Here is a 22,430-nt window from a genome sequence, read left to right as displayed (position 1 = left end):
TTCCTTACAGCGCCACACGGTTGTTGATCAGGTCTGGGCCATGTCCACGAAACGCGAATAGTGGCCCTGGAAGGCCACGGTGATCGTCGCCGTCGGGCCGTTTCGGTGCTTGGCCACGATCAGGTCGGCCTCGCCCGCACGCGGTGACTCCTTCTCGTACGCGTCCTCGCGGTGCAGCAGAATCACCATGTCGGCGTCCTGCTCGATGGAACCGGACTCACGCAGGTCGGAGACCATCGGCTTCTTGTCCGTACGCTGCTCGGGGCCACGGTTCAGCTGGGAGAGCGCGATCACCGGCAGTTCCAGCTCCTTGGCCAGCAGCTTCAGGTTTCGGGACATGTCCGAGACCTCCTGCTGGCGGCTCTCGGCCCGCTTGGAGCCGCCGGACTGCATCAGCTGCAAGTAGTCGATCACCACGAGCTTGAGGTCGTTGCGCTGCTTGAGGCGCCGGCACTTCGCCCGGATCTCCATCATGGAGAGGTTCGGCGAGTCGTCGATGTAGAGCGGGGCCGCCGAGACGTCCGGCATGCGGCGGGCCAGCCGCGTCCAGTCCTCGTCCGTCATCGTGCCGGAGCGCATGTGGTGCAGCGCCACCCGGGCTTCGGCCGACAGGAGGCGCATAGCGATTTCGTTGCGGCCCATTTCCAGGGAGAAGATCACGCTCGGCAGGTTGCTCTTGATCGAGCACGCCCGCGCGAAGTCCAGGGCCAGTGTCGACTTACCCATGGCGGGACGGGCCGCGATCACGATCATCTGACCGGGGTGCAGGCCGTTCGTGAGGGCGTCGAGGTCGGTGAAGCCGGTCGGTACGCCGGTCATCTCACCGCTGCGTGAGCCGATCGCCTCGATCTCGTCGAGAGCACCCTCCATGATGTCGCCCAGCGGCAGATAGTCCTCGCTGGTGCGCTGCTCCGTGACGGCGTAGATCTCGGCCTGGGCGGAGTTGACGATCTCGTCGACGTCCCCGTCGGCCGCGTATCCCATCTGCGTGATCTTCGTGCCCGCCTCGACGAGACGGCGCAGTACGGCCCGCTCGTGGACGATCTCCGCGTAGTACGAGGCGTTCGCCGCGGTCGGCACGGACTGGACGAGGGTGTGCAGATACGGGGCTCCGCCGACCTTGGTGATCTCGCCGCGTTTGACCAGCTCGGCCGCCACGGTGATCGGGTCGGCCGGCTCGCCCTTGGCGTAGAGGTCGAGGATCGCGGTGTAGACGGTTTCGTGGGCCGGGCGGTAGAAGTCGTGGCCCTTGATGATCTCCACGACGTCGGCGATGGCGTCCTTGGACAGCAGCATGCCGCCCAGAACCGACTGCTCGGCGTCCAGGTCCTGCGGAGGCACGCGCTCGAAACCGGGAGAGCCACCGCCCCAGCTGTCCTCACGGCCCCGGTCGTGCTGTTCGTCGCGCCCCTTGCCGTCACCGCGGCGCTTACGGGATACGGGCAGACGGTCACTGGGACCGGTGTCGGCCCAGGGGTCGTCCAAAGGCTCGGGGATACTCACCCGGCCACCTCCTCCCGTCCGCTTCGCGGACCTAGCCGTGCCACTCTTTCTTACGGCACGGCACCGACAAACAAGACGCCCGACTCCGGTTGCGGCGCGAAGAGTTCTGCGGGGTTCCAAGGCCATGACGGAGTGCGGGCGCCGGACCACGGTAGGCCGCTCCGCACCGTCAGCCAATCTGGTTATCCACAGGGCATGTGGACGACGGGCCAGATGCTGTGGAGAACTCCGCAGATCCTGTGCACGGAGCGGGGGACAGCACTGTGGACAAACTCATACCGCGACCCGCACCACGGCGCTGACCTGGCCTTTCTCCATCCACTGGCTGTGGGGGAGAAATTCTTTTGCCCTCAGATCAAGATCACGGCAAACGGTGCACAGCAGAACTCCGGACGGTGACGAAAGTAAGGAGTGCAATGCCATTGCATCTCTTACCTGTGGAAGATTAGATTGACCCTCATGACCAAGGCCCCCGCGACGTCCTCGCTCAGCCGCCGACGGCACGACCGGGAGATCATCGCCCTCGCCGTTCCGGCCTTCGGCGCACTCGTCGCCGAGCCCCTTTTCGTCATGGTGGACAGCGCCATCGTCGGCCATCTCGGAACACCCCAGCTGGCCGGACTGGGCGTCGCCGCCGCCCTGCTGATGACAGCGGTGAGCGTTTTCGTCTTCCTCGCCTACGCGACCACGGCGGCAGTCGCCCGCCGGGTCGGTGCGGGAGATCTGCCGTCCGCGATCCGCCAGGGCATGGACGGAATCTGGCTGGCGCTGCTGCTCGGCGCCGCGGTCGTCACCGTCGCGCTCCCCTCGGCCCCCTGGCTCGTCGATGTGTTCGGCGCATCCGACACCGCGGCTCCCTACGCGACCACGTATCTGCGGATCTCCAGCCTCGGTATCCCCGCCATGCTGGTCGTCCTCGCGGCAACCGGTGTACTGCGCGGTCTCCAGGACACCAGGACCCCGCTCTACGTCGCCATCGGCGGCTTCGCCGCCAACGGCGCTCTCAACGTGGCCCTCGTCTACGGCGCCGGCCTCGGTATCGCAGGGTCCGCCTGGGGGACCGTGATCGCCCAGGTCGGCATGGCCGCCGCCTATCTCGTCGTGGTCGTACGAGGGGCCAAGCGTCACGGCGCTTCCCTGCGCCCCGATGCCGCGGGCATCAGAGCCAGCGCCCAAGCAGGTGTGCCCCTGCTGGTCCGTACGCTGTCGCTGCGTTCCGTCCTGATGATCGCCACCGCTGTCGCGGCCCGTCTGGGCGACACCGATATCGCGGCCCACCAGATCATCCTTTCGCTGTGGAGCCTCACAGCCTTCGCCCTCGATGCCATCGCCATCGCCGGCCAGGCCATCATCGGCCGCTACCTCGGGGCGAACGACGCCAAGGGCGCGCGCGAGGCCTGCCGCCGCATGGTCCAGTGGGGAATCATGTCCGGGGTGGTCCTCGGCGTACTGATCGTGCTGGCGCGGCCCCTGTTCATCCCGCTGTTCACCAGCGACCCGTCGGTGCAGGACACACTGCTGCCCGCCCTGCTGGTGGTGGCCCTCTCCCAGCCGATCGCCGGAGTGGTCTTCATCCTGGACGGCGTGCTGATGGGCGCCGGAGACGGTCGCTATCTCGCCTGGGCGATGCTGCTGACTCTGGCGGTCTTCGCTCCGGTCGCCCTTCTTATCCCCACCTTCGGCGGTGGTCTCACGGCTCTGTGGTGGGCGATGACCTTGATGATGACGGTCCGGCTGGCGACCCTCTGGCTGCGCGCCCGCTCGGGACGGTGGATTGTCACCGGCGCGACGCGCTGAACGACTCTCACGTTTCACGTGAAACAGACCTATGGGCGAACGGGCCCGGGAACGACGAAGGGCCGCACCCCATGGGGTGCGGCCCTTCACCTAGCTCTACTGAGCTGTGCCCTTAGGCAGCAACGACCTCGATGCCGAGCTTCGCAGCGACCTCGGGGTGCAGACGCACGGACACCTGGTGTCCGCCAAGCGTCTTGATCGCCGAGCCGAGCTCAACGCGACGCTTGTCGACGTCCGGACCACCGGCGGCCTTGATCGCCGAGGCGATGTCGGCCGGGGTGACGGAGCCGAAGAGGCGGCCGGCGTCGCCGGAGCGAACAGCCAGACGCACCTTGACGGCCTCGAGCTTGGCCTTGATCTCGTTGGCCTGCTCGATCGTCGCGATCTCGTGGATCTTGCGGGCGCGGCGGATCTGCGCCACGTCCTTCTCGCCACCCTTGGTCCAGCGAATGGCAAAGCCACGCGGAACCAGGTAGTTACGGGCGTACCCGTCCTTGACGTCAACGACGTCGCCTGCAGCACCGAGGCCGGAGACCTCGTGGGTGAGGATGATCTTCATGATTCGGTCACCCTCCCCTTATCGCGCGGTGGACGTGTAGGGCAGCAGCGCCATCTCACGGCTGTTCTTGACTGCCGTGGCGACGTCACGCTGGTGCTGCGTGCAGTTGCCGGTAACGCGGCGGGCACGGATCTTGCCGCGGTCGGAAATGAACTTCCGCAGCATGTTCGTGTCCTTGTAGTCCACGTACTGGGTCTTGTCCTTGCAGAACGCGCAGACCTTCTTCTTAGGCTTGCGCACAGGCGGCTTCGCCATGGTGTTTCTCCTGTGTGATCAAGAAGTGGGGGTACGAGCTGCCCTAGAAGGGCGGCTCGTCCGAGTAGCCGCCGCCGGAACCAGCAGATCCGCCGGAGCCGCCGGAGCTTCCGCCCCAGCTGCCTCCGCCGCCCTGCTGAGCCCCGCCTTGCTGGCCGCCTGCCGGCGCACCGGTGGCCCACGGGTCGTCGGCGGGAGCACCGCCGCCACCCTGCTGGCCGCCGGCACCGGGACCGCCGCCCCAGTTGCCGCCGCCCTGCTGGCCACCGCCGTATCCACCCTGGCCGCCCTGGCCCTGGCCACCGCGACCCGTGGTCTTGGTGACCTTCGCCGTGGCGCTCTTCAGGCTGGGGCCGACTTCCTCGACGTCCAGCTCGTAGACCGTGCGCTTGACGCCCTCACGGTCCTCGTAGGACCGCTGCTTCAGCCGGCCCTGCACGACGACGCGCATGCCTCGCTGGAGCGACTCCGCGACGTTCTCCGCCGCCTGACGCCAGACCGAGCAGGTGAGGAACAGGCCCTCACCGTCCTTCCACTCATTGGTCTGACGGTCGAAGATGCGGGGAGTGGACGCGACACGGAACTTCGCGACCGCCGCACCGGACGGGGTGAAGCGCAGCTCGGGGTCGTCGACGAGATTGCCGACGACCGTGATGACGGTCTCGCCTGCCATGGGTGAACCTCTCGGCGGGGATTGCTTCTGGCTGCTTGCTGCTACTCGAACCCGATGACCGCTGAGCTAGAAGCTCAGTGGGTCTCGGGGCGGAGGACCTTGGTCCGGAGGACCGACTCGTTCAGGTTCATCTGTCGGTCGAGCTCCTTGACGACTGCGGGCTCGGCCTGCAGGTCGATGACCGAGTAGATGCCCTCAGGCTTCTTCTTGATCTCGTAAGAGAGACGACGACGGCCCCAGGTGTCGACCTTCTCAACCTTTCCGTTGCCCTCGCGGACGACGGAGAGGAAGTTCTCGATCAACGGGGAGACTGCGCGCTCCTCGAGATCGGGGTCGAGGATGACCATCACCTCGTAGTGACGCATGTGGAACCCACCTCCTTTGGACTCAGCGGCCACGGTCGTTCCGTGGCAGGAGGGTCGTGATGCGTAAGCACTTGTGTCTCCGAGTAGAACAGCCGCCACTGACAACGCCCTCCATGGAGAGGGAGCTGCCGAGCCGGCTCGGGGCAGACACAGGTGCAGACCGTCCAGACTACCCGCAGAGGGGCTTCCGGTTGAAATCCGGTGCTCAGGAGACGCAATCTGTACACATCGGGTGTGAGCGGCGCTACAGTGCGCCGCCTTCAGCCAGGAGGTACTCCATGGCACACGCAATGCGACGCCGTTCTTCCGTCTCCCTCTTCGCCACAGACGGCAAGGTTCATCCACTCCAGGACAGCCTCGTGGCGGTGACCCTGGTGCTGGGGGCCCTCGCCTTCGTGACGGCGATGTTCCACCACCTGCACCTGATCAGCTCGTGGGCCGGACTGATCGGAATCCTTACGGGTGCCTACGGGCAGTACGTCTCGGTGACCACACGCGAGAGGTTCCCGCTGATCATCGGACTCGGTGCGTCGGCCATCGGGTTCTTCCTCGGTATGGCTCACGGCGGCCTCTTCGGCGGCGTGATCGGCTGAGGGGTCTCTCACCCGGCTGCCGAGCCGGGCCCGTAGTGCCGTCAGACGGGGCGCTCCCCGGTCACAGTAGGCTTCGGCGCGAGAGCCGGAGCCCCTGACCGATGGGGACACACCTGCCGAGGAGCGCCCCGCATGAGCCTGACCCTGAGGACCATCAGCCGAGAACAGCATCTGGCGTACATCCAGAGCCTGCCCTCGGCCAGTCACTGCCAGGTCCCGGCGTGGGCTGACGTGAAGACCGAGTGGCGCTCGGAGAACCTGGGATGGTTCGACAAGAGCGGGGAGATGGTCGGCGCCGGCCTGGTCCTGTACCGCCAACTCCCCAAGATCAAGCGGTATCTCGCGTACCTCCCCGAGGGCCCGGTGATCAACTGGTACGCCCCGAACCTGGACGACTGGCTCCAGCCGATGCTCGCCCACCTCAAGCAGCAGGGTGCCTTCTCCGTGAAGATGGGCCCGCCCGTCGTCATCAGGCGCTGGGACTCGGCCGCCATCAAGTCCGGTATCCAGGACCCCGAGGTGAAGCGCCTGCGCGACGTCGAGGCCACTCACATCGAGCCCCGCGCCTTCGAGGTCGCGGACCGGCTGCGCAAGATGGGCTGGCAGCAGGGCGAGGACGGCGGCGCCGGATTCGGTGACGTACAGCCCCGCTACGTCTTCCAGGTGCCGCTGGCCAATCGCTCCCTCGAGGACGTGCTCAAGGGCTTCAACCAGCTGTGGCGCCGCAACATCAAGAAGGCCGACAAGGCCGGTGTCGAGGTCGTCCAGGGCAGCTACGAGGACCTCGCCGAATGGCAGCGGCTCTACGAGATCACCGCGGTCCGCGACCACTTCCGGCCCCGCCCGCTCTCCTACTTCCAGCGCATGTGGAAGGTCCTCAACTCCGAGGACCCCAACCGCATGCGGCTGTACTTCGCGCGGCACAACGGGGTGAACCTGTCCGCGGCGACGATGCTCGTCGTCGGCGGGCACGTCTGGTACTCGTACGGCGCGTCCGACAACATCGGGCGTGAGGTCCGGCCCTCGAACGCGATGCAGTGGCGCATGCTGCGCGACTCGTACGCGATGGGCGCGACGGTCTATGACCTGCGCGGCATCAGCGACTCGCTGGACGAGACCGATCACCTCTTCGGTCTGATCCAGTTCAAGGTCGGCACCGGCGGCGAGGCGGTCGAGTACGTCGGTGAGTGGGACTTCCCGCTCAACAAGCTGCTGCACAAGGCACTCGACATCTACATGTCGCGCCGCTGATCCCGGCGGCGGAGCCGGCACCGCTGCCGAATCCGGTGTCATTTCGCTTCAATGGACGCTTCAGCAAGTTCCCCATAGGTTCCCCATACCTCTGATACACCGCAGCCACAAGAAAGGTTCCGGGCCGGCCATGGCGCTCTCCCTCTACGTAGACTCCGCGCGCTGGCGGGCGCACCAGAAGTCCGTGCTCGACCAGTTCCCCGGTCTCGTACCGGTCTGCAAGGGCAACGGATACGGCTTCGGCCACGAGCGGCTCGCCGACGAGGCGATCCGCTTCGGATCCGACACGCTCGCCGTCGGAACCACCTACGAGGCAGCTCGTATCAAGGACTGGTTCAGCGGCGACCTGCTCGTCCTGACTCCTTTCCGCCGGGGCGAGGAGCCGGTACCGCTCCCCGACCGCGTCATCCGCTCGGTCTCCTCCGTGGACGGTGTGCACGCGCTCGTGGGTGCGCGGGTCGTCATCGAGTGCATGAGCTCGATGAAGCGCCACGGTGTGAAGGAGGAGGAGCTGGGGCAGCTGCACGCCGCCATCGAGGACGTACGGCTCGAAGGCTTCGCCCTGCACCTGCCGCTGGACCGTACGGACGGCTCGGACGCGGTCGAAGAGGTCATCGGCTGGATGGACCGCCTGCGCGCGGCCAGGCTGCCGCTGCACACCATGTTCGTCAGCCATCTGCGGGCCGAGGAACTGGCACGCCTGCAGCAGCAGTTCCCGCAGACCCGCTTCCGCGCCCGCATCGGTACGCGGCTGTGGCTCGGCGATCACGAGGCGACCGAGTACCGGGGTGCCGTCCTCGACGTCACGCCGGTCGTCAAGGGTGACCGTTTCGGCTACCGCCAGCAGAAGGCCGCGTCCGACGGCTGGCTGGTCGTCGTGGCCGGCGGTACGTCCCACGGCGTCGGCCTGGAGGCCCCCAAGGCCCTGCACGGCGTGATGCCGCGTGCCAAGGGGGTGGCCCGTGCCGGCCTGGCCACGGTCAACCGGAATCTCTCGCCGTTCGTCTGGGCGGGCAAACAGCGCTGGTTCGCGGAGCCCCCGCACATGCAGGTGTCGATCCTGTTCGTGCCGTCGGACGCGCAGGAGCCGAGGGTCGGCGACGAGCTGGTGGCCCATCTGCGTCACACGACCACCCAGTTCGACCGCCTCGTCGACCGCTGATCCAGGAGGCCCGGCCGCCACGCCTCAGTCGGCGGCCGGGCCCCGCGCGGTTCCCCACTCCACGCGCGGCGCCTGGGCCATGTGGGCCGCGTGCCGTGCCGGATGCGGCGCCTCTCCGAGTACGAACACGTCCGGCGCGTTGTCGAACACACCGCCCGACGGATCGTCCGATCCGTCGCGCCGTACAGGATCGCGTTCCGGCATGAGAATGTCCCGGACGACGACGGCGCAGATGTACAGCGTCCCCAGCAGGTGCAGGACGATCGCGATCTGATAGCCCTCCTCCGGCAGCCCCTGGTGCTTGTCGCCGCTGGTCGTGTACGCGAGGTACAGCCAGATCCCCAGGAAGTACATGCACTCGCATGCCTGCCAGATGAGGAAGTCGCGCCAGCGCGGCCTGGCCAGCGCGACCAGCGGAATGAGCCAGAGCACGTACTGCGGTGAATACACCTTGTTCGTCAGGACGAACGCCGCGACCAGCAGCAGCGCGAGCTGCGCGAAACGCGGACGGCGCGGGGCGGCCAGGGTCAGCCCGGCCAGCGCCAGGAGCGCCACCATCATCAGCAGCGTCGAGCCCAGGTTCACCATCTCGACATCGATGGCCACGCCCGTGCGCTGGGTGATGATCAGCCAGAAGGACCCGAAGTCGAGCGGCCGTTCCTGGTTGAAGGTGTAGAACTTCTTCCACCCCTCAGGGGCGAACACCATCACGGGCAGGTTCACCGCCAGCCAGGCGGCGGCCGCGCCCAGCGCCGCATGGAAGAACGCCTTCCATTTCCCCGCCCGCCAGCACAGCAGCAGGACGGGCCAGAGCAGCAGCGCTGGATAGAACTTCGCGGCCGTTGCCAGGCCGATGAGGACGCCGAACGCGAGGGCGCGCCCCCGGGACCACATCAGCATCGCCGCGGCCGTCAGGGCGACGGCCAGCAGGTCCCAGTTGATCGTGGCGGTGAGCGCGAGGGCGGGCGCCAGGGCGACCAGCAGGCCGTCCCAGGGGCGACGCCGGTGCGTACGGGCGACGCACACCGCGGCGATGACGGCGCAGACCATCAGCATGCCCGCGTTGACCATCCAGTACATCTGCTCGCGCTGCTGGGCGGGGTCGCTGTCGGGCGTCAGCGTCAGCCACGCCGCGACCTGCATGAACAGGCCGGTCAGGACCGGGTACTCGAGGTACTTCATGTCGCCGGGAAGCTGATCGAAGTACGGCAGGAGGCCTTCGGCGAAGCCGCGTCCGATGTACAGATGCGGAATGTCGGAGTAGCAGGCGTGCGTGTACTGCGAGGTGGTGCCTCTGAACCAGGCCCATTCGTAGCAGGGGATCTTCTGCACCATGCCGAGCGCGAACATCCCGATCGCGACCAGCGCGATGACCCGCACGGGCGTCAGCGGGCCCTTGCCGAGCAGCGCCCAGCGTCCCACTCGCCCACCGATCAGCTCGCTGCCGGCCGCGGCGATCTCGTCCTGACGCGTGGGCCGTACGACGGGCCGCTCCGGATCCACGCTCGTGTCTTCTGCGCTTGGCATGCCGCACATCCTGCCGTACGGGACTGTGCGCGAGGGGTGGCCCGCCCCGGGACACGGCGAGGGCCGCCGCACCGGGTGGTGCGGCGGCCCTCGTTGTCGTCCTGGGCACGCCCGGCTGCCCTCCAGGGGAGCAGCCGGGTGCTGTCCTGTCGGTGGCTATCCGCCGCCCCCGAAGAACCCGCCGTTCCCGTTGCCGTTCGCACCGTTCTCGTTGCCGTCCGTGGTCTCCCCGGTCGCCCCGGTCGTATCGGCTCCGTCGGTGGTTCCGGCCGTATCGCTTCCGTCGGTCGTCCCCTCGGTGGTGCCACCGTCATCCGTACCGGCGTTGGCACCGCCGTTGTCCTTGCAGTCCTCTGAGCCCCAGATGCCGCAGGTGTCACTCGGCTTGGGGGTCGGGGAAGAGGACGACGGCGAAGGAGACGCGGTCGTCGGATCGGCGGAAGGCGTCGGGGAAGCGGTCTTGGTCGGCGTCGGCTTCGGGCTGGCGGCACCGCCGCCGTACATCTTTTCGCCCCACGGCTGCGGCTTCGGGAAGTTCTTGACCTTCTGGCCCTTCATCGCCTCGGCCATGTAGTCGTGCCAGATCTGCGCGGGGAACGAGGCACCGTGGATCTTCTCCTCACCACCGGTGCCGAACATCTTCAGGAACTCTCGCTCCTTGTTCTTCTCGTTGTCGTCCAGGCGGAACATGCTGATGGCGGTGGACAACTGCGGCGTGTAGCCGACGAACCACGCCGACCGGTTGCCATCGGTGGTACCCGTCTTCCCCGCCACGTCGCGGCCGGGCAGCTGTGCCGGCGTACCCGTTCCGTTCTCGACGACGTTCTTCAGCACATCGGTGACGTTGTCCGCGATGATCGGGTCGAGCGCGCGCTTGGGCCGCGACTTGTGCTGGAAGATCGGCGCGCCCTCCTTCTTCACCTCGGTGACCGAGAAGGGCTCGCGCTGCATGCCGCTGGTGGCGAACGTCGCGTAGGCACCGGCCATCCGGATGGCGCTCGGTGAGGACGTACCGATGGAGAACGACGGAACGGTCGAATCAGCCATGTAGTCGTCGTCGCGCAGCCCGACAGCCATGGCGACGTCCTTCACCTTGTCGGTTCCGACGTCCATACCCAGCTGTACGTAGGGGGAGTTGGCGGACTGCTCCATGGCCTTCCGCAGGTCGATGTCACCGTAGGACCAGTCGCCGTCATTGGTCTGGTGCCAACTGTCCCCGTCTTCGTTCTTCCACACCTCGCCGTTGTACTTCTTGATCTCCAGCAGGTTGTCACCGTTGTAGATGCTCTTCGGGGAGACCGGCGTACGGTCCGACGCGCTCTGCTCCTCGCCGAGCGCGGGGTTGCGCTTCCCGTACTGCATCGCGGCGGCCAGCACGAACGGCTTGAAGGTCGAGCCGACCTGCGCACCGGTCGGGTCGGCGTTGTTGGTGTAGTGCTCGGTCGCGTCCCGGCCGCCGTAGGTGGCCACGATGGCACCGGTGCTCGGGTCGACCGACGCACCGCCGAACTGGACGTGGGTGTCCTTGGTGGGGCGCTTCTTTGGGTCGATGTGCGCGGCGTCCACGTCCTCGACCGCCTTCTTGAGCTGCTCGACCTTCTCCTTCTGGAAGGTCGTGTGGATCTCGTAGCCGCCCTGGGCGAGTTCGTTGGAGGTGACGTCGGTGTTGTTGAGGACGTACGACTTGGCGAGGTCGACCAGGTAACCGGTCTGACCGCCCAGCTGAGCGTTCTGGCGGGGCGGAAGCGGCATGGGGAACGTGTCGTACGTGGCGCGCTCCGCCTGCTCCATCCTGTTGTCCTTGACCTGCTCGTCAAGGATCCACTTCCAGCGGTCCTCCGCCCGCTTCCTGTTCTTCTCCTTCGTGGCCTTCACCGGGTCGACCTCGGGAGCGCCGGCCGGGTCGAAGTAGGTCGCGCCCTTGAGCAGCGTGGCCAGGAAGGCGCACTCGCTCGGGTCCAGGTCCTTCGCGTCCTTGTTGTAGTACGTACGGGCCGCGGCCTGGAGTCCCCAGGCTCCGCGGCCGTAGTACGAGACGTTGAGATAGCCGGCCATGACGTCCCGCTTGTCCATCTCCCCGCCGACCTTGAGGGTGATGAAGAGTTCCTTGAACTTGCGGCTGAGGGTCTGGTCCTGGGAGAGCATCGAGTTCTTCACGTACTGCTGGGTGATCGTCGAGCCGCCCTGGGTCTCACCGCCCTTGGCCATGTTGAACACGGCGCGGGCGATACCCATCGGGTCGATGCCCTTGTCGTCGTCGAACGTCTTGTTCTCGGCCGAGATGACGGCGTCCCGCATGGCCTCCGGGATCTGCTCGTAGCTGATCTCCTGGCGGTTGACCTCACCGCCGGTAGCGACCAGCTGCGTGCCGTCCGCCCAGTAGTAGACGTTGTTCTGCGCCTTGGCGGCATCACTGACCTTGGGCGGCACGACCATCGCGTACGCGACTCCGGCAATGCCCATCAGCAGGCCGAGGAAGCTGAGGCACACACCGGAGACGAGCTTCCACGACGGCACCCACCGGCGGAAGCCGTACTTCCCGGAGCGCGGGTAGTCGATGAAGCGCTTCTTGCCCGGGCGGTCACCGCCTCCCCCGCGGCCGGGACCTTCGTGGCCACCTCCGGCGCCTCCACCACCGCGGCGGCGTCCGCCGCCGCGCTGGGCGGCGCGGCGCGCCTCGGCGCGGCTGCCGTACTGGCGTTCCTCGCCATACCCATCAGCAGGTGACCCATTTGTAACACTGCGTGACGACGCTTCGCGACGTCCTGCAGGCTGGGCGGCTCGTCTGGCCGCTGCGCGTCCGCCACCTTGCGGTTGCGACGTTTTGCGACGGTGCTCGCTCATCGAACGACTACTCCTCGGGCAGGCGAGAGCGCCTGGAAGCGGCAGTTGAGATCCGGTCCCCCCGAATTACGGACAAACCCTGCGGAGGGCTCACCCGCAGCGCATCCGGCAGTCCGCGAAGACTGACGCTCGGGAGCGCCGCACGGTTCCCGGTGGTCTGCATGCCGCCCAGACTACGCACGGTCAAAACGCTCCTAGCGCCGAAGTTCACCCCAAATGACGCAAGTCGCTTCCTACGAATTGGCGATGTGACGCCGCTCACGAAGGCCCCCCTTGTCGAAGCGAGCCGGTCGATCTATCGTGCTGATGTATCGAGTCGATACATCAGCACGGCATACGTTCCACTCAAGAGCTCCGCGGGAGCATCCGGAGAAGGAAGAGGAGGCGAAGGTGAGCAGACGCTCAGGCATCCTCGAATTCGCCGTTCTCGGTCTGCTCCGCGAGTCCCCCATGCACGGGTACGAGCTGCGCAAGCGCCTCAACACCTCCTTGGGGATCTTCCGCGCCTTCAGTTACGGCACTCTCTATCCCTGCCTCAAGACGCTGGTCGCCCATGGCTGGTTGATCGAAGAACCGGGAAATGCTCCGGCAGACCTTCCTCCCACCACGGGCCGGGCGGTCGCTCCCGCGTCTTCACTCGCAGGACGCCGCGCCAAGATCGTCTACCGGTTGACGGCAGAAGGTAAGGAGCACTTCGAGGAGCTCCTCTCGCACACCGGCCCGGACTCCTGGGAGGACGAGCACTTCGCCGCTCGCTTCGCCTTCTTCGGGCAGACGGAGCGCGAGGTGCGGATGCGCGTGCTGGAGGGCCGTCGCAGCAGGCTCGAGGAGCGTCTTGAGAAGATGCGCGCCTCGCTCGCCCGCACCCGTGAACGACTCGACGACTACACGCTTGAGCTGCAGCGACACGGCATGGAGTCCGTGGAGCGCGAAGTGCGCTGGCTGAACGAGCTCATCGAGAGCGAGCGCTCTGGACGGGACCAGCGAAGGTCCCCGACCGAGGGTTCGTCTCAACAGGACACATCAGGAGAGACGGGCGGCCTGCCCCGGCACCGGGATTCCACCCGGCCGGATCCGTCCGACGACACCACCAAGTGAAACCCCCGCAGGACCGCGAGGTCCCACCGGGGAACACCGAGAACACACAGGGAGCAATCGGCATGGGTTCGGTTCGCGTAGCCATCGTTGGTGTAGGCAACTGCGCCGCCTCGCTGGTGCAGGGCGTCGAGTACTACAAGGACGCCGATCCGGCCGGCAAGGTGCCCGGTCTGATGCACGTCCAGTTCGGCGAGTACCACGTCAGCGATGTCGAGTTCGTCGCCGCCTTCGACGTCGACGCGAAGAAGGTCGGCCTCGACCTCGCGGACGCCATCGGCGCCAGCGAGAACAACACCATCAAGATCGCCGATGTGCCGAACACGGGCGTGACCGTTCAGCGCGGCCACACCCACGACGGTCTGGGCAAGTACTACCGCGAGACGATCGAGGAGTCCACCGAGGCCCCGGTCGACATCGTCCAGACCCTCAAGGACAAGCAGGTCGACGTCCTCGTCTGCTACCTGCCCGTCGGTTCCGAGATCGCTGCGAAGTTCTACGCGCAGTGCGCCATCGACGCCAAGGTCGCATTCGTCAACGCTCTCCCGGTCTTCATCGCCGGCACCAAGGAGTGGGCCGACAAGTTCACCGAGGCCGGTGTCCCGATCGTCGGCGACGACATCAAGTCCCAGGTCGGCGCCACCATCACGCACCGCGTGATGGCGAAGCTCTTCGAGGACCGCGGTGTCATCCTGGACCGCACGATGCAGCTGAACGTCGGCGGCAACATGGACTTCAAGAACATGCTCGAGCGTGAGCGCCTTGAGTCCAAGAAGATCTCGAAGACGCAGGCCGTCACCTCGCAGATCCGTGACCGCGAGCTGGGTGCGGACAACGTCCACATCGGCCCGTCGGACTACGTGGCGTGGCTGGACGACCGCAAGTGGGCGTACGTGCGCCTTGAGGGCCGCGCGTTCGGAGACGTTCCGCTGAACCTCGAGTACAAGCTCGAGGTGTGGGACTCCCCGAACTCCGCCGGTGTCATCATCGACGCCGTGCGCGCAGCGAAGATCGCCAAGGACCGCGGCATCGGTGGCCCGATCCTCTCCGCGTCCTCGTACTTCATGAAGTCCCCGCCGGTGCAGTACTTCGACGACGAGGCCGCCGCCAACGTCGAGAAGTTCATCGCGGGCGAGGTCGAGCGCTGAGCAGCCGTTCACGGCGTACAGCCTGACCGGGGTGATAAGCGTTAGCGCTCCTCCCCTTCCACATGTTGAGGGTCCCTGGGCAATCCGCCCAGGGACCCTCAACATGTGTGACGCTTGCTCACATGCCTGTCGTGCGTGACCTGCGCGTACTTCTGCGCCTTCGGAACTTCCGTCGTCTCCTCGCCGTACGGCTCCTTTCCCAGTCGGCCGACGGCGTCTATCAGGTCGCTCTCGCCACGCATGTCGTCTTCTCCCCGGAGAACCAGGCGACACCCGGCGCCATCGCCTCCGCCATGGCGGTGCTGCTCCTGCCGTACTCGTTCGTCGGCCCCTTCGCCGGCGTCCTCCTGGACCGCTGGCCGCGCCGTCAGGTCTTCCTGTACGGGAACCTGCTCCGGGCCGGGCTCGCCTGTTGCACGGCCCTGCTGATTCTCAGCTCCGTACCCACCTGGCTCTTCTACGTCTCCGCTCTCTGTGTCACGGCTGTCAATCGCTTCGTGCTCGCCGGCCTGTCGGCGTCACTCCCGCGCGTGGTGGACGCCGACCGGCTCGTCGTCGCCAACTCCCTCTCACCGACAGCCGGCACGCTGGCTGCGACCGCGGGTGGCGGCCTCGCCTTCGCCGTACGCCTGCTGGCCGACGGGTCCGACGCCGCGGTGGTCCTGCTGGGTGCGACGCTCTACCTCGTATCGGCGGTGGCTTCACTGAGCCTGCCGCGAAGACTTCTCGGCCCGGACGCCGACGTGAACCACCTACGGCTGCACGAGGCGCTGGCCACCACCGCCCGTGGGCTGGCAGCCGGCCTGCGCCATCTGGCCGAACGGAGGGAAGCGGCCCGCGCTCTCGCCGCTGTGACGGTGATGCGCTTCTGCTACGGAGCGCTGACCGTGATGGTGCTGATGCTGTGCCGGTACGCGTGGTCCGACACCGAGTCGGATGGGCTGGCCCTGTTGGGGCTGGCCCTGGGGGCCTCCGCGACGGGGTTCTTCGTGGCTGCGGTGATGACCCCCTGGGCGGTGGGGCGGCTGGGCCGGTTCGGCTGGATGGCGTTGTGTGCGGGCGCCGCCGCCGTCCTGGAACCGGCGCTGGGGCTGTCCTTCGTACTTGAGCCGATGTTGATCGCGGCGTTCGTACTCGGGCTTGTCACGCAGGGCGCGAAGATCGCCACGGATACGGTGGTGCAGACGTCGGTGGACGATTCCTTCCGCGGCAGGATCTTCTCCCTCTACGACGTGCTGTTCAACGTCGCCTTCGTCGTCGCTGCGGCGTTGGCCGCTCTGCTGCTGCCCGCTGACGGACGTTCGGTCGCCGTGGTGACGGGAGTGGCCGCCCTCTACGCGGCCGTCTCCGTAGCGGCCTTCCGATGGGGGCGCACCGGGGGAGTGCTGCGCGGAACGCCGTAACGCCGAAGGGCGCTGTTTCACGTGAAACAGCGCCCTTCGATGCACCCAGTGCCGGTCATGTTTCACGTGAAACATGACCGGCAACCGGTTTCAGCTCTGCGTTGCCCACCACTCCTTGAGTGCGGCGATGGCCGCACCGCGCTCCATCGGACCGTTCTCCAGACGCAGCTCCAGCAGGAACGTGTACGCCTTTCCGATCACCGGCCCCGGGCCGACGCCCAGGATCTCCATGATCTCGTTGCCGTCCAGGTCGGGCCGGATCGAATCCAGCTCCTCCTGCTCCTGCAACTGGGCAATGCGTTCCTCAAGGCCGTCATACGTCCGCGAGAGAGCGTTCGCCTTGCGCTTGTTCCGCGTCGTGCAGTCCGAACGCGTCAGCTTGTGCAGACGCTCCAAGAGGGGACCGGCGTCGCGCACGTACCTGCGAACCGCGGAGTCGGTCCACTCCCCGTCGCCGTAACCGTGGAAGCGCAGATGCAGCTCAACGAGCTTCGAGACGTCCTTGACCATGTCGTTGGAGTACTTGAGGTCGGTCATCCGCTTCTTGGCCATCTTCGCGCCGACCACCTCGTGGTGGTGGAACGAGACACGACCGTCCTTCTCGAAACGGCGCGTCCTCGGCTTGCCGATGTCGTGCAGGAGAGCGGCAAGCCTCAGTACGAGGTCGGGCCCGTCCTCTTCCAGGTCGATGGCCTGCTCAAGGACGGTGAGTGAATGCTCATAGACGTCCTTGTGGCGGTGATGCTCGTCACTTTCCAGACGCAGCGCGGGAAGCTCCGGCATCACATGGGCCGCCAGGCCCGTATCGACCAGCAACCCCAGTCCCTTGCGCGGGTGCGCGGAGAGAAGGAGCTTGTTGAGCTCTTCGCGGACCCGCTCGGCAGAGACGATCTCGATACGGCCGGCCATGTCCGTCATCGCTGCGACCACATCGGGAGCGACCTCGAAGTCCAGCTGCGCGGCGAACCGCGCCGCACGCAGCATGCGCAGCGGGTCGTCGGAGAAGGACTCCTCCGGAGTGCCAGGGGTGCGCAGGACGCGCTCCGCGAGGTCCTTCAAGCCGTCGTGCGGGTCGATGAACTCCTTCCGCGGCAGCGCGACGGCCATCGCGTTGACCGTGAAGTCCCGGCGCACGAGGTCTTCCTCGATGGAGTCGCCGTAGGAGACCTCGGGCTTGCGCGAGGCCCTGTCGTACGCCTCCGACCGGTAGGTCGTGACCTCGACCTGGTATCCGTCCTTCTGGGACCCGACCGTGCCGAAGGCGATCCCGACCTCCCACACCGAGTCCGCCCACGGCCGGACGATCTTGAGTACGTCCTCGGGGCGGGCGTCGGTCGTGAAGTCCAGGTCGTTTCCGAGCCTGCCGAGCAGGGCGTCGCGGACCGAACCACCGACCAGGGCGAGGCTGAACCCAGCCTCCTCGAATCGGCGGGCGAGGTCGTCGGCGACCGGGGACACTCGCAGCAATTCACTGACTGCGCGGTGCTGCACCTGGCTCAGTGCACTGGCGTTGTCTTCGTTGGCGTTCGGCACAACAGAAAAGGGTACGTGCACCGACCGGCCCGAGCGTCATCGTTTCTTGTGACCCTGCGAGACTCTCCCGATCATGTGGCGCAGTCCCCAGCACTTAGCTCCGGCGCACATCGTTACCATGCGGGGACGCAGGGACGGACAACGATCGACAGCAGTTGACAACGACGAGGGACGGGTAGGCGCGTGGCCGAGGCGGCAGACTTTCAGGGGATGAGTCCCGCTCCTGCCCGCCGGTGGTTGCGGCGCACGGCCTCCTTGCTCGTCGGGGCACCGCTGCTGGCCGGCCTCCTCGGCGGTCTCACGGCACCCGCGGCGCAGGCGGCGGGGCCGGCAAAGGCCCCCGCCAGCAGCACCGTCGCAGTGTCGCTCGACACACTGACTCCCAGCGCGCCGGTGAAAGGGGACACCCTCACCATCTCCGGCACGCTGACGAACACCGGCAGAGAGACGATCACCGGCGCGAAGATTGACCTGCGGGTGGGACCCACGCTGTCCGGCAGGACCGCGATCGACGATGCCGCCAAGCGCACGGGGTACGTACCGGGAGTCGATCCGGCTCCGCTCGGCGGCAAGTACACGGTGAAGACCGCGAACCTGCGGTCCGGGCTCAGCCAGGACTTCGAACTCTCCGTGCCCGTCGGAAAGCTGCCGCTCGACGACGCGGGGGTCTACCAGCTCGGCGTCTCGCTCTCAGGTCAGACCGCCCGCGCGCGCTACGACCACGTGCTGGGCATCCAGCGCACCTTCCTTCCCTGGCAGCCCAAGGAAAGCGCCGCCAAGACGAAGCTGACCTACCTCTGGCCGCTCATCTCCTCGGCCCACGTCAGCGCCGAGACGGGCTCGGACGAACAGCAGACCCCGGTCTTCGCCAACGACGATCTCGCGGCCGAGCTCGCCCCGGGTGGCAGGCTCGAACAGATGGTCTCGCTGGGCAGCCGCCTCCCGGTGACCTGGGTCATCGACCCGGATCTGCTCGCCACGGTCGACGCGATGACGAAGAACTACCGGGTCAAGGTCGGGGACACCACGGTCGCGGGAAAGAACCAGGACGTCGCCAAGGAGTGGCTGACGGCACTCGAGACGGTGGTGGAGGACGGCAAAGTGATCGCGCTGCCGTTCGCCGACCCCGACCTGGCATCGATCGCACACCGTGGCAAAAGCGTCTCGGGCACCCTCAGCCATCTGCAGACCGCCACCGAAGTGGCGACTGCGACGGTGGAGACCGTCCTCCATGTGAAGCCGTCCACCGACTTCGCCTGGCCCGTGGACGGCGCGGTCGATCCCTCGATCGTCGACGTCGCCACCTCGGCCGGCGCACACAACGTGATCGCCCGCAGCGACAGCCTCGCGGAGACCAACAGCCTCCCCTACACACCGACCGCGGCCCGGCCGATCGGCGGCGGCACCACCGCCGTCGTGGCGGACTACCGGCTCTCCACGGCGTTCAAGGGCGACATGTCGCAAGCCGGGGACTCCACGCTCGCCGTCCAGAAGTTCCTGGCGCAGACGCTGGCACTCACTGAGCAGGACCCCAAGAAGCAGCGCAGCATCGTCGTCGCCCCTCAGCGGACCCCCAGTGCCTCCCAGGCCCAGTCCATGGCCGACGCCCTGCACACGCTCACCGACGAGCGGTGGACACAGCCTCTCGATCTGGCGGCCGCGGCCGAGGAGAAGCCCGACGCGCAGGCGACGGCCAGGGTGCCCCGCTCCTCCCAGTACCCGAAGAAACTGCGCAGCCAGGAACTCCCCACCCAGGCGTTCCAGGACATCAGGACCACCAAGGACTCGCTCAACAGCTTCCAGGTCATCCTCACCCAGCCCGACCGGGTGGTGACCCCCTTCGGCAACGCGATCAATCGCTCCATGTCGACCTCATGGCGCGGCAGGCCGCTGGAGGCGCAGCGGTACCGTGACGCGGTACGCATGTATCTGCGTAGTCTCACCAGCGAGGTGCAGCTCATCGCGAAGTCGGATGTCACACTGTCCGGCCGGAGCGCGACGATTCCCGTCACGGTCCAGAACAAGCTGGTGCAGGGCGTCGACAACCTGGTCCTCCGGCTGACGTCGGAGAACGCGACCCGGCTGAAGCTCAACGACGACGGCGCCGTGGCGGAGCAGCCCGTCAAGATCGCGGGCGGCCACAGCCAGTCCGTGAAGTTCGACGCCGCCGCCAATGTCAACGGGCAAGTGCAGGTCACGGCAAGGCTCTTCACCGAGGACGGCACACCGTACGGCGAGGAAATGACCTTCACGGTGAAGGTCTCGGAAGTCACGCCGACCGTGCTGCTCGTCATCGCCGGCGGACTGCTGCTGCTGGTCCTGGCAGGCATCAGGATGTACACACACCGCAAGCGCACCATCGCAAGCGACACAACGGAGGACAACGGCGGCGAACCCGAGCAGCCGAGTGACCCGACGCCGGACACTGGTCCGGAAAGCGGGGACCCGTCAGGAACGGGTGAGAAAGTGGACCGTTGAGCGATGTCTGTCGTGGCCGGTCGGCCGGGGACGATGAGGTGGGGTTTCGATGAACGCGCCGTACGACGGTGACCGCGGCCAGGGCGCGGGCGGAGGTGGGTCCCCCGGTGGGCCTGCGGTCCCTCAGGACGGCTACGAGAGCCCGACGCCCCCCGATCCGTATCTTCAGCAGGCCTACGACCATGATCCCTACCAGGCCCAGGATCTCGCGGCCCAGGACCCGGTGACCGAAGCGCTCTACGACCGCGCCTCGCACCCGCCGCCGCCTCCGGGCACGTTCCAGGAGCCGCAGCCCCTCTACCAGCAGCCGCCTGCGGCCCCGTACGCGCCCGATCCGCGGCTGTGGGCCCAGACGCCGGCCCCGGAGCCCTCGGGCCCCTCCCGGCACCTCCCGTACGGCGACAACGCGGCGACCACCCAGTTCGTCGGAGTGGACGACCTGGTCACCCGCGCGTCCGACGACCGCGAGGAGCCGGATGCCTTCGCCCACCTCTTCCGGGACCAGGAGGGTTCGGGAAAGCCCCCGGGTCCGCCTTCGCCCGAACCGGCGCCGGCTCCCGTACCGCCCAAGTCCGGCGGCCGCGCCTCCGGCCTGCTGAAGTCCAGTGCGCTCATGGCGGCCGGCACCCTGGTGTCACGGCTCACCGGCTTCGTACGCAGCCTGGTGATCACCGCCGCGCTGGGCGCGGCGACGCTCGGTGACGCCTTCACCATCGCGTACACCCTGCCCACCATGATCTACATCCTCACCGTGGGCGGCGGACTGAACTCGGTGTTCGTCCCCCAGCTCGTCCGGTCCATGAAGGAGGACGAGGACGGCGGCGAGGCGTTCGCGAATCGCCTGCTGACCCTCGTGATGGTCGCCCTCGGCGTGATCGTCGCGCTAGCGGTGTTCGCCGCCCCCTGGCTGATCGGCATGATGTCGCGGACGATCGCGACGAACGCCGAAGCCAACAGCGTGGCTGTCACCTTCGCCAGGTACTGCCTGCCGACCATCTTCTTCATGGGCATCCATGTCGTGATGGGCCAGATTCTGAACGCCCGCGGAAAGTTCGGCGCGATGATGTGGACCCCGGTCCTCAACAACATCGTCATGATCTTCACGTTCGGTCTGTTCATCTGGGTCTACGGCACCTCGGCCGAGTCAAAAATGGGCGTGGCCACGATTCCCGACGAGGGCATCCAGCTCCTGGGCGTCGGCACACTGCTCGGACTGGTCGTCCAGGCCCTCGCCATGATCCCGTACCTGCGCGAGGCGGGCTTCCGTTTCCGCCCGCGCTTCGACTGGAGGGGACACGGGCTCGGAAAGACGATCAAGCTGGCCAAGTGGACCGTCCTGTTCGTCCTGGCCAACCAGGCCGGCGTACTGGTCGTCACACAGCTGGCCACCTCGGCGGGCCACGCGTCCGGCAAGGACGGCGCCGGTTTCCTCGCCTACTCGAACGCCCAGCTGATCTGGGGCATGCCGCAGGCCATCATCACCGTCTCGGTCATGGCCGCGCTCCTCCCCCGTATCTCCCGGGCCGCTCATGACAACGACCCCGGTGCGGTCCGCGACGACATCTCGCAGGGCCTGCGCAACTCGGCCGTGGCCATCGTGCCGGTCGCCTTCACCTTCCTGGCGCTCGGCCTCCCCATGTGCACCCTGCTGTACGCGTCCAGCGGCACCGAAGCCGCCCGGTCCATGGGCTTCATCCTGATGGCGTTCGGCCTCGGCCTCATCCCGTACTCCGTGCAGTACGTCGTGCTGCGCGGTTTCTACGCGTACGAGGACACCCGCACCCCCTTCTACAACACCGTCATCGTCGCCGCCGTCAACGCTGCGGCCTCCGCCCTCTGTTACGTGGTCCTTCCGGCCCAGTGGGCAGTCGTCGGCATGGCCGCCTCGTACGGGCTGGCCTACGCGGTCGGCGTCGGTATCGCCTGGCGCCGCCTGCGCAACCGGCTGGGCGGCGACCTGGACGGCGCCCACATCGTGCGCACCTACGCCCGTCTCTGCCTGGCGGCGGTGCCTGCCGCCGTCGTCGGCGGCGGCGTCGGATACGCCCTCCTGACGGCCCTCGGCGAGGGCGTCCTCGGTTCGCTCGCCGCCCTGGTCTGCGGTGGTGTCGTGCTGCTGGGAGTCTTCTTCCTGGCAGCGAAGAAGATGCGCATCGAAGAGCTCAACGGCATGGTCGGCATGGTCCGGGGGCGGCTCGGACGGTAACGGGGAACCGGACCGCACAACCATCGCCCGACACCGCG

17 protein-coding genes are annotated in these 22,430 nt (G+C 67.3%); 9 read left to right on the top strand and 8 right to left on the bottom strand.

Annotation, left to right across the window (positions count from 1 at the left end; translation table 11 throughout):
* Positions 1-27 precede the first annotated feature (27 nt).
* Positions 28-1,503: a replicative DNA helicase gene (dnaB, locus tag AC07FA_RS11980; protein WP_479074925.1), complete on the bottom strand. Its 1,476-nt coding sequence runs from the start codon at positions 1,501-1,503 to the stop codon at positions 28-30.
* A gap of 459 nt (positions 1,504-1,962) precedes the next feature.
* Between dnaB and AC07FA_RS11975 the strand changes: the two genes are divergently transcribed.
* Positions 1,963-3,300 (top strand): MATE family efflux transporter, encoded by a 1,338-nt coding sequence (locus AC07FA_RS11975; protein WP_479074923.1) that lies wholly within the window; start codon positions 1,963-1,965, stop codon positions 3,298-3,300.
* Positions 3,301-3,412: 112 nt separating this feature from the next.
* On the opposite strand, the gene rplI is transcribed toward AC07FA_RS11975, so the two are convergent.
* From rplI to rpsF, 4 genes are all read right to left on the bottom strand, one after another.
* Positions 3,413-3,859, bottom strand: a complete 447-nt coding sequence (gene rplI, locus AC07FA_RS11970; RefSeq protein ID WP_018553905.1) for a 50S ribosomal protein L9 — start codon at positions 3,857-3,859, stop codon at positions 3,413-3,415.
* Positions 3,860-3,877: 18 nt separating this feature from the next.
* Positions 3,878-4,114, bottom strand: a complete 237-nt coding sequence (gene rpsR, locus AC07FA_RS11965; protein WP_003967857.1) for a 30S ribosomal protein S18 — start codon at positions 4,112-4,114, stop codon at positions 3,878-3,880.
* 43 nt (positions 4,115-4,157) lie between these two features.
* A complete protein-coding gene (locus AC07FA_RS11960; protein WP_479074921.1) occupies positions 4,158-4,787 on the bottom strand; it encodes a single-stranded DNA-binding protein in 630 nt (209 codons plus the stop codon).
* Between the two features lie 74 nt (positions 4,788-4,861).
* Entirely contained in the window at positions 4,862-5,152 is a 291-nt protein-coding gene (gene rpsF / locus AC07FA_RS11955) for a 30S ribosomal protein S6 (RefSeq protein WP_006604399.1), read from the bottom strand.
* 278 nt (positions 5,153-5,430) lie between these two features.
* Between rpsF and AC07FA_RS11950 the strand changes: the two genes are divergently transcribed.
* The 3 genes from AC07FA_RS11950 to AC07FA_RS11940 all read left to right on the top strand — a co-directional run bounded on the left by AC07FA_RS11950 (position 5,431) and on the right by AC07FA_RS11940 (position 8,158).
* Complete coding sequence (locus AC07FA_RS11950) at positions 5,431-5,745, top strand: hypothetical protein (protein WP_479074919.1); 315 nt, start codon at positions 5,431-5,433, stop codon at positions 5,743-5,745.
* Positions 5,746-5,877: 132 nt separating this feature from the next.
* Positions 5,878-6,996, top strand: a complete 1,119-nt coding sequence (locus AC07FA_RS11945; protein ID WP_479074917.1) for a lipid II:glycine glycyltransferase FemX — start codon at positions 5,878-5,880, stop codon at positions 6,994-6,996.
* A gap of 130 nt (positions 6,997-7,126) precedes the next feature.
* The gene (locus tag AC07FA_RS11940) at positions 7,127-8,158 is read left to right on the top strand and encodes an alanine racemase (protein WP_479074915.1); all 1,032 of its coding nucleotides are present in this window, start codon (positions 7,127-7,129) and stop codon (positions 8,156-8,158) included.
* A gap of 24 nt (positions 8,159-8,182) precedes the next feature.
* On the opposite strand, the gene AC07FA_RS11935 is transcribed toward AC07FA_RS11940, so the two are convergent.
* The gene (locus tag AC07FA_RS11935; protein ID WP_479074914.1) at positions 8,183-9,685 is read right to left on the bottom strand and encodes a glycosyltransferase family 87 protein; all 1,503 of its coding nucleotides are present in this window, start codon (positions 9,683-9,685) and stop codon (positions 8,183-8,185) included.
* Between the two features lie 156 nt (positions 9,686-9,841).
* A complete protein-coding gene (locus AC07FA_RS11930; protein WP_479074912.1) occupies positions 9,842-12,202 on the bottom strand; it encodes a transglycosylase domain-containing protein in 2,361 nt (786 codons plus the stop codon).
* A 717-nt stretch (positions 12,203-12,919) separates the two neighbouring features.
* Here AC07FA_RS11930 and AC07FA_RS11925 point away from each other — a divergent pair.
* The 3 genes from AC07FA_RS11925 to AC07FA_RS11915 all read left to right on the top strand — a co-directional run bounded on the left by AC07FA_RS11925 (position 12,920) and on the right by AC07FA_RS11915 (position 16,175).
* Positions 12,920-13,627 (top strand): PadR family transcriptional regulator, encoded by a 708-nt coding sequence (locus tag AC07FA_RS11925; RefSeq protein ID WP_479074910.1) that lies wholly within the window; start codon positions 12,920-12,922, stop codon positions 13,625-13,627.
* Between the two features lie 62 nt (positions 13,628-13,689).
* Positions 13,690-14,772, top strand: a complete 1,083-nt coding sequence (locus AC07FA_RS11920; RefSeq protein WP_479074909.1) for an inositol-3-phosphate synthase — start codon at positions 13,690-13,692, stop codon at positions 14,770-14,772.
* A gap of 122 nt (positions 14,773-14,894) precedes the next feature.
* Positions 14,895-16,175: an MFS transporter gene (locus AC07FA_RS11915; RefSeq protein ID WP_479074907.1), complete on the top strand. Its 1,281-nt coding sequence runs from the start codon at positions 14,895-14,897 to the stop codon at positions 16,173-16,175.
* A gap of 90 nt (positions 16,176-16,265) precedes the next feature.
* Here the strand turns inward: AC07FA_RS11915 and AC07FA_RS11910 are convergent, their stop codons facing one another.
* Positions 16,266-17,708 (bottom strand): CCA tRNA nucleotidyltransferase, encoded by a 1,443-nt coding sequence (locus tag AC07FA_RS11910; protein ID WP_479074905.1) that lies wholly within the window; start codon positions 17,706-17,708, stop codon positions 16,266-16,268.
* 183 nt (positions 17,709-17,891) lie between these two features.
* On the opposite strand from AC07FA_RS11910, the gene AC07FA_RS11905 reads away from it, so the two are divergent.
* Both AC07FA_RS11905 and murJ read left to right on the top strand, forming a co-directional pair.
* Positions 17,892-20,186 (top strand): DUF6049 family protein, encoded by a 2,295-nt coding sequence (locus tag AC07FA_RS11905; RefSeq protein WP_479074903.1) that lies wholly within the window; start codon positions 17,892-17,894, stop codon positions 20,184-20,186.
* Positions 20,187-20,235: 49 nt separating this feature from the next.
* Positions 20,236-22,392, top strand: coding sequence for a murein biosynthesis integral membrane protein MurJ (gene murJ, locus AC07FA_RS11900; RefSeq protein ID WP_479074902.1), 2,157 nt, complete (start codon positions 20,236-20,238; stop codon positions 22,390-22,392).
* Positions 22,393-22,430 lie beyond the last annotated feature (38 nt).

The organism is Streptomyces sp. NPDC045968 (assembly GCF_056430475.1).
The sequence above is the reverse complement of the archived record's forward strand: the minus strand, read 5'-3'. Positions and strand labels throughout refer to the sequence as shown.

Excerpts from the sequence above, each read along its gene's own strand:
- AC07FA_RS11915 (WP_479074907.1), top strand. The coding sequence starts at position 14,895 with ATGCCTGTCGTGCGTGACCTGCGCGTACTTCTGCGCCTTCGGAACTTC.
- AC07FA_RS11950 (WP_479074919.1), top strand. The coding sequence starts at position 5,431 with ATGGCACACGCAATGCGACGCCGTTCTTCCGTCTCCCTCTTCGCCACA.
- rplI (WP_018553905.1), bottom strand. The coding sequence starts at position 3,859 with ATGAAGATCATCCTCACCCACGAGGTCTCCGGCCTCGGTGCTGCAGGC.
- AC07FA_RS11920 (WP_479074909.1), top strand. The coding sequence starts at position 13,690 with ATGGGTTCGGTTCGCGTAGCCATCGTTGGTGTAGGCAACTGCGCCGCC.
- AC07FA_RS11975 (WP_479074923.1), top strand. The coding sequence starts at position 1,963 with ATGACCAAGGCCCCCGCGACGTCCTCGCTCAGCCGCCGACGGCACGAC.
- AC07FA_RS11940 (WP_479074915.1), top strand. The coding sequence starts at position 7,127 with ATGGCGCTCTCCCTCTACGTAGACTCCGCGCGCTGGCGGGCGCACCAG.
- AC07FA_RS11960 (WP_479074921.1), bottom strand. The coding sequence starts at position 4,787 with ATGGCAGGCGAGACCGTCATCACGGTCGTCGGCAATCTCGTCGACGAC.
- AC07FA_RS11935 (WP_479074914.1), bottom strand. The coding sequence starts at position 9,685 with ATGCCAAGCGCAGAAGACACGAGCGTGGATCCGGAGCGGCCCGTCGTA.
- murJ (WP_479074902.1), top strand. The coding sequence starts at position 20,236 with ATGAACGCGCCGTACGACGGTGACCGCGGCCAGGGCGCGGGCGGAGGT.
- rpsR (WP_003967857.1), bottom strand. The coding sequence starts at position 4,114 with ATGGCGAAGCCGCCTGTGCGCAAGCCTAAGAAGAAGGTCTGCGCGTTC.
- rpsF (WP_006604399.1), bottom strand. The coding sequence starts at position 5,152 with ATGCGTCACTACGAGGTGATGGTCATCCTCGACCCCGATCTCGAGGAG.
- AC07FA_RS11945 (WP_479074917.1), top strand. The coding sequence starts at position 5,878 with ATGAGCCTGACCCTGAGGACCATCAGCCGAGAACAGCATCTGGCGTAC.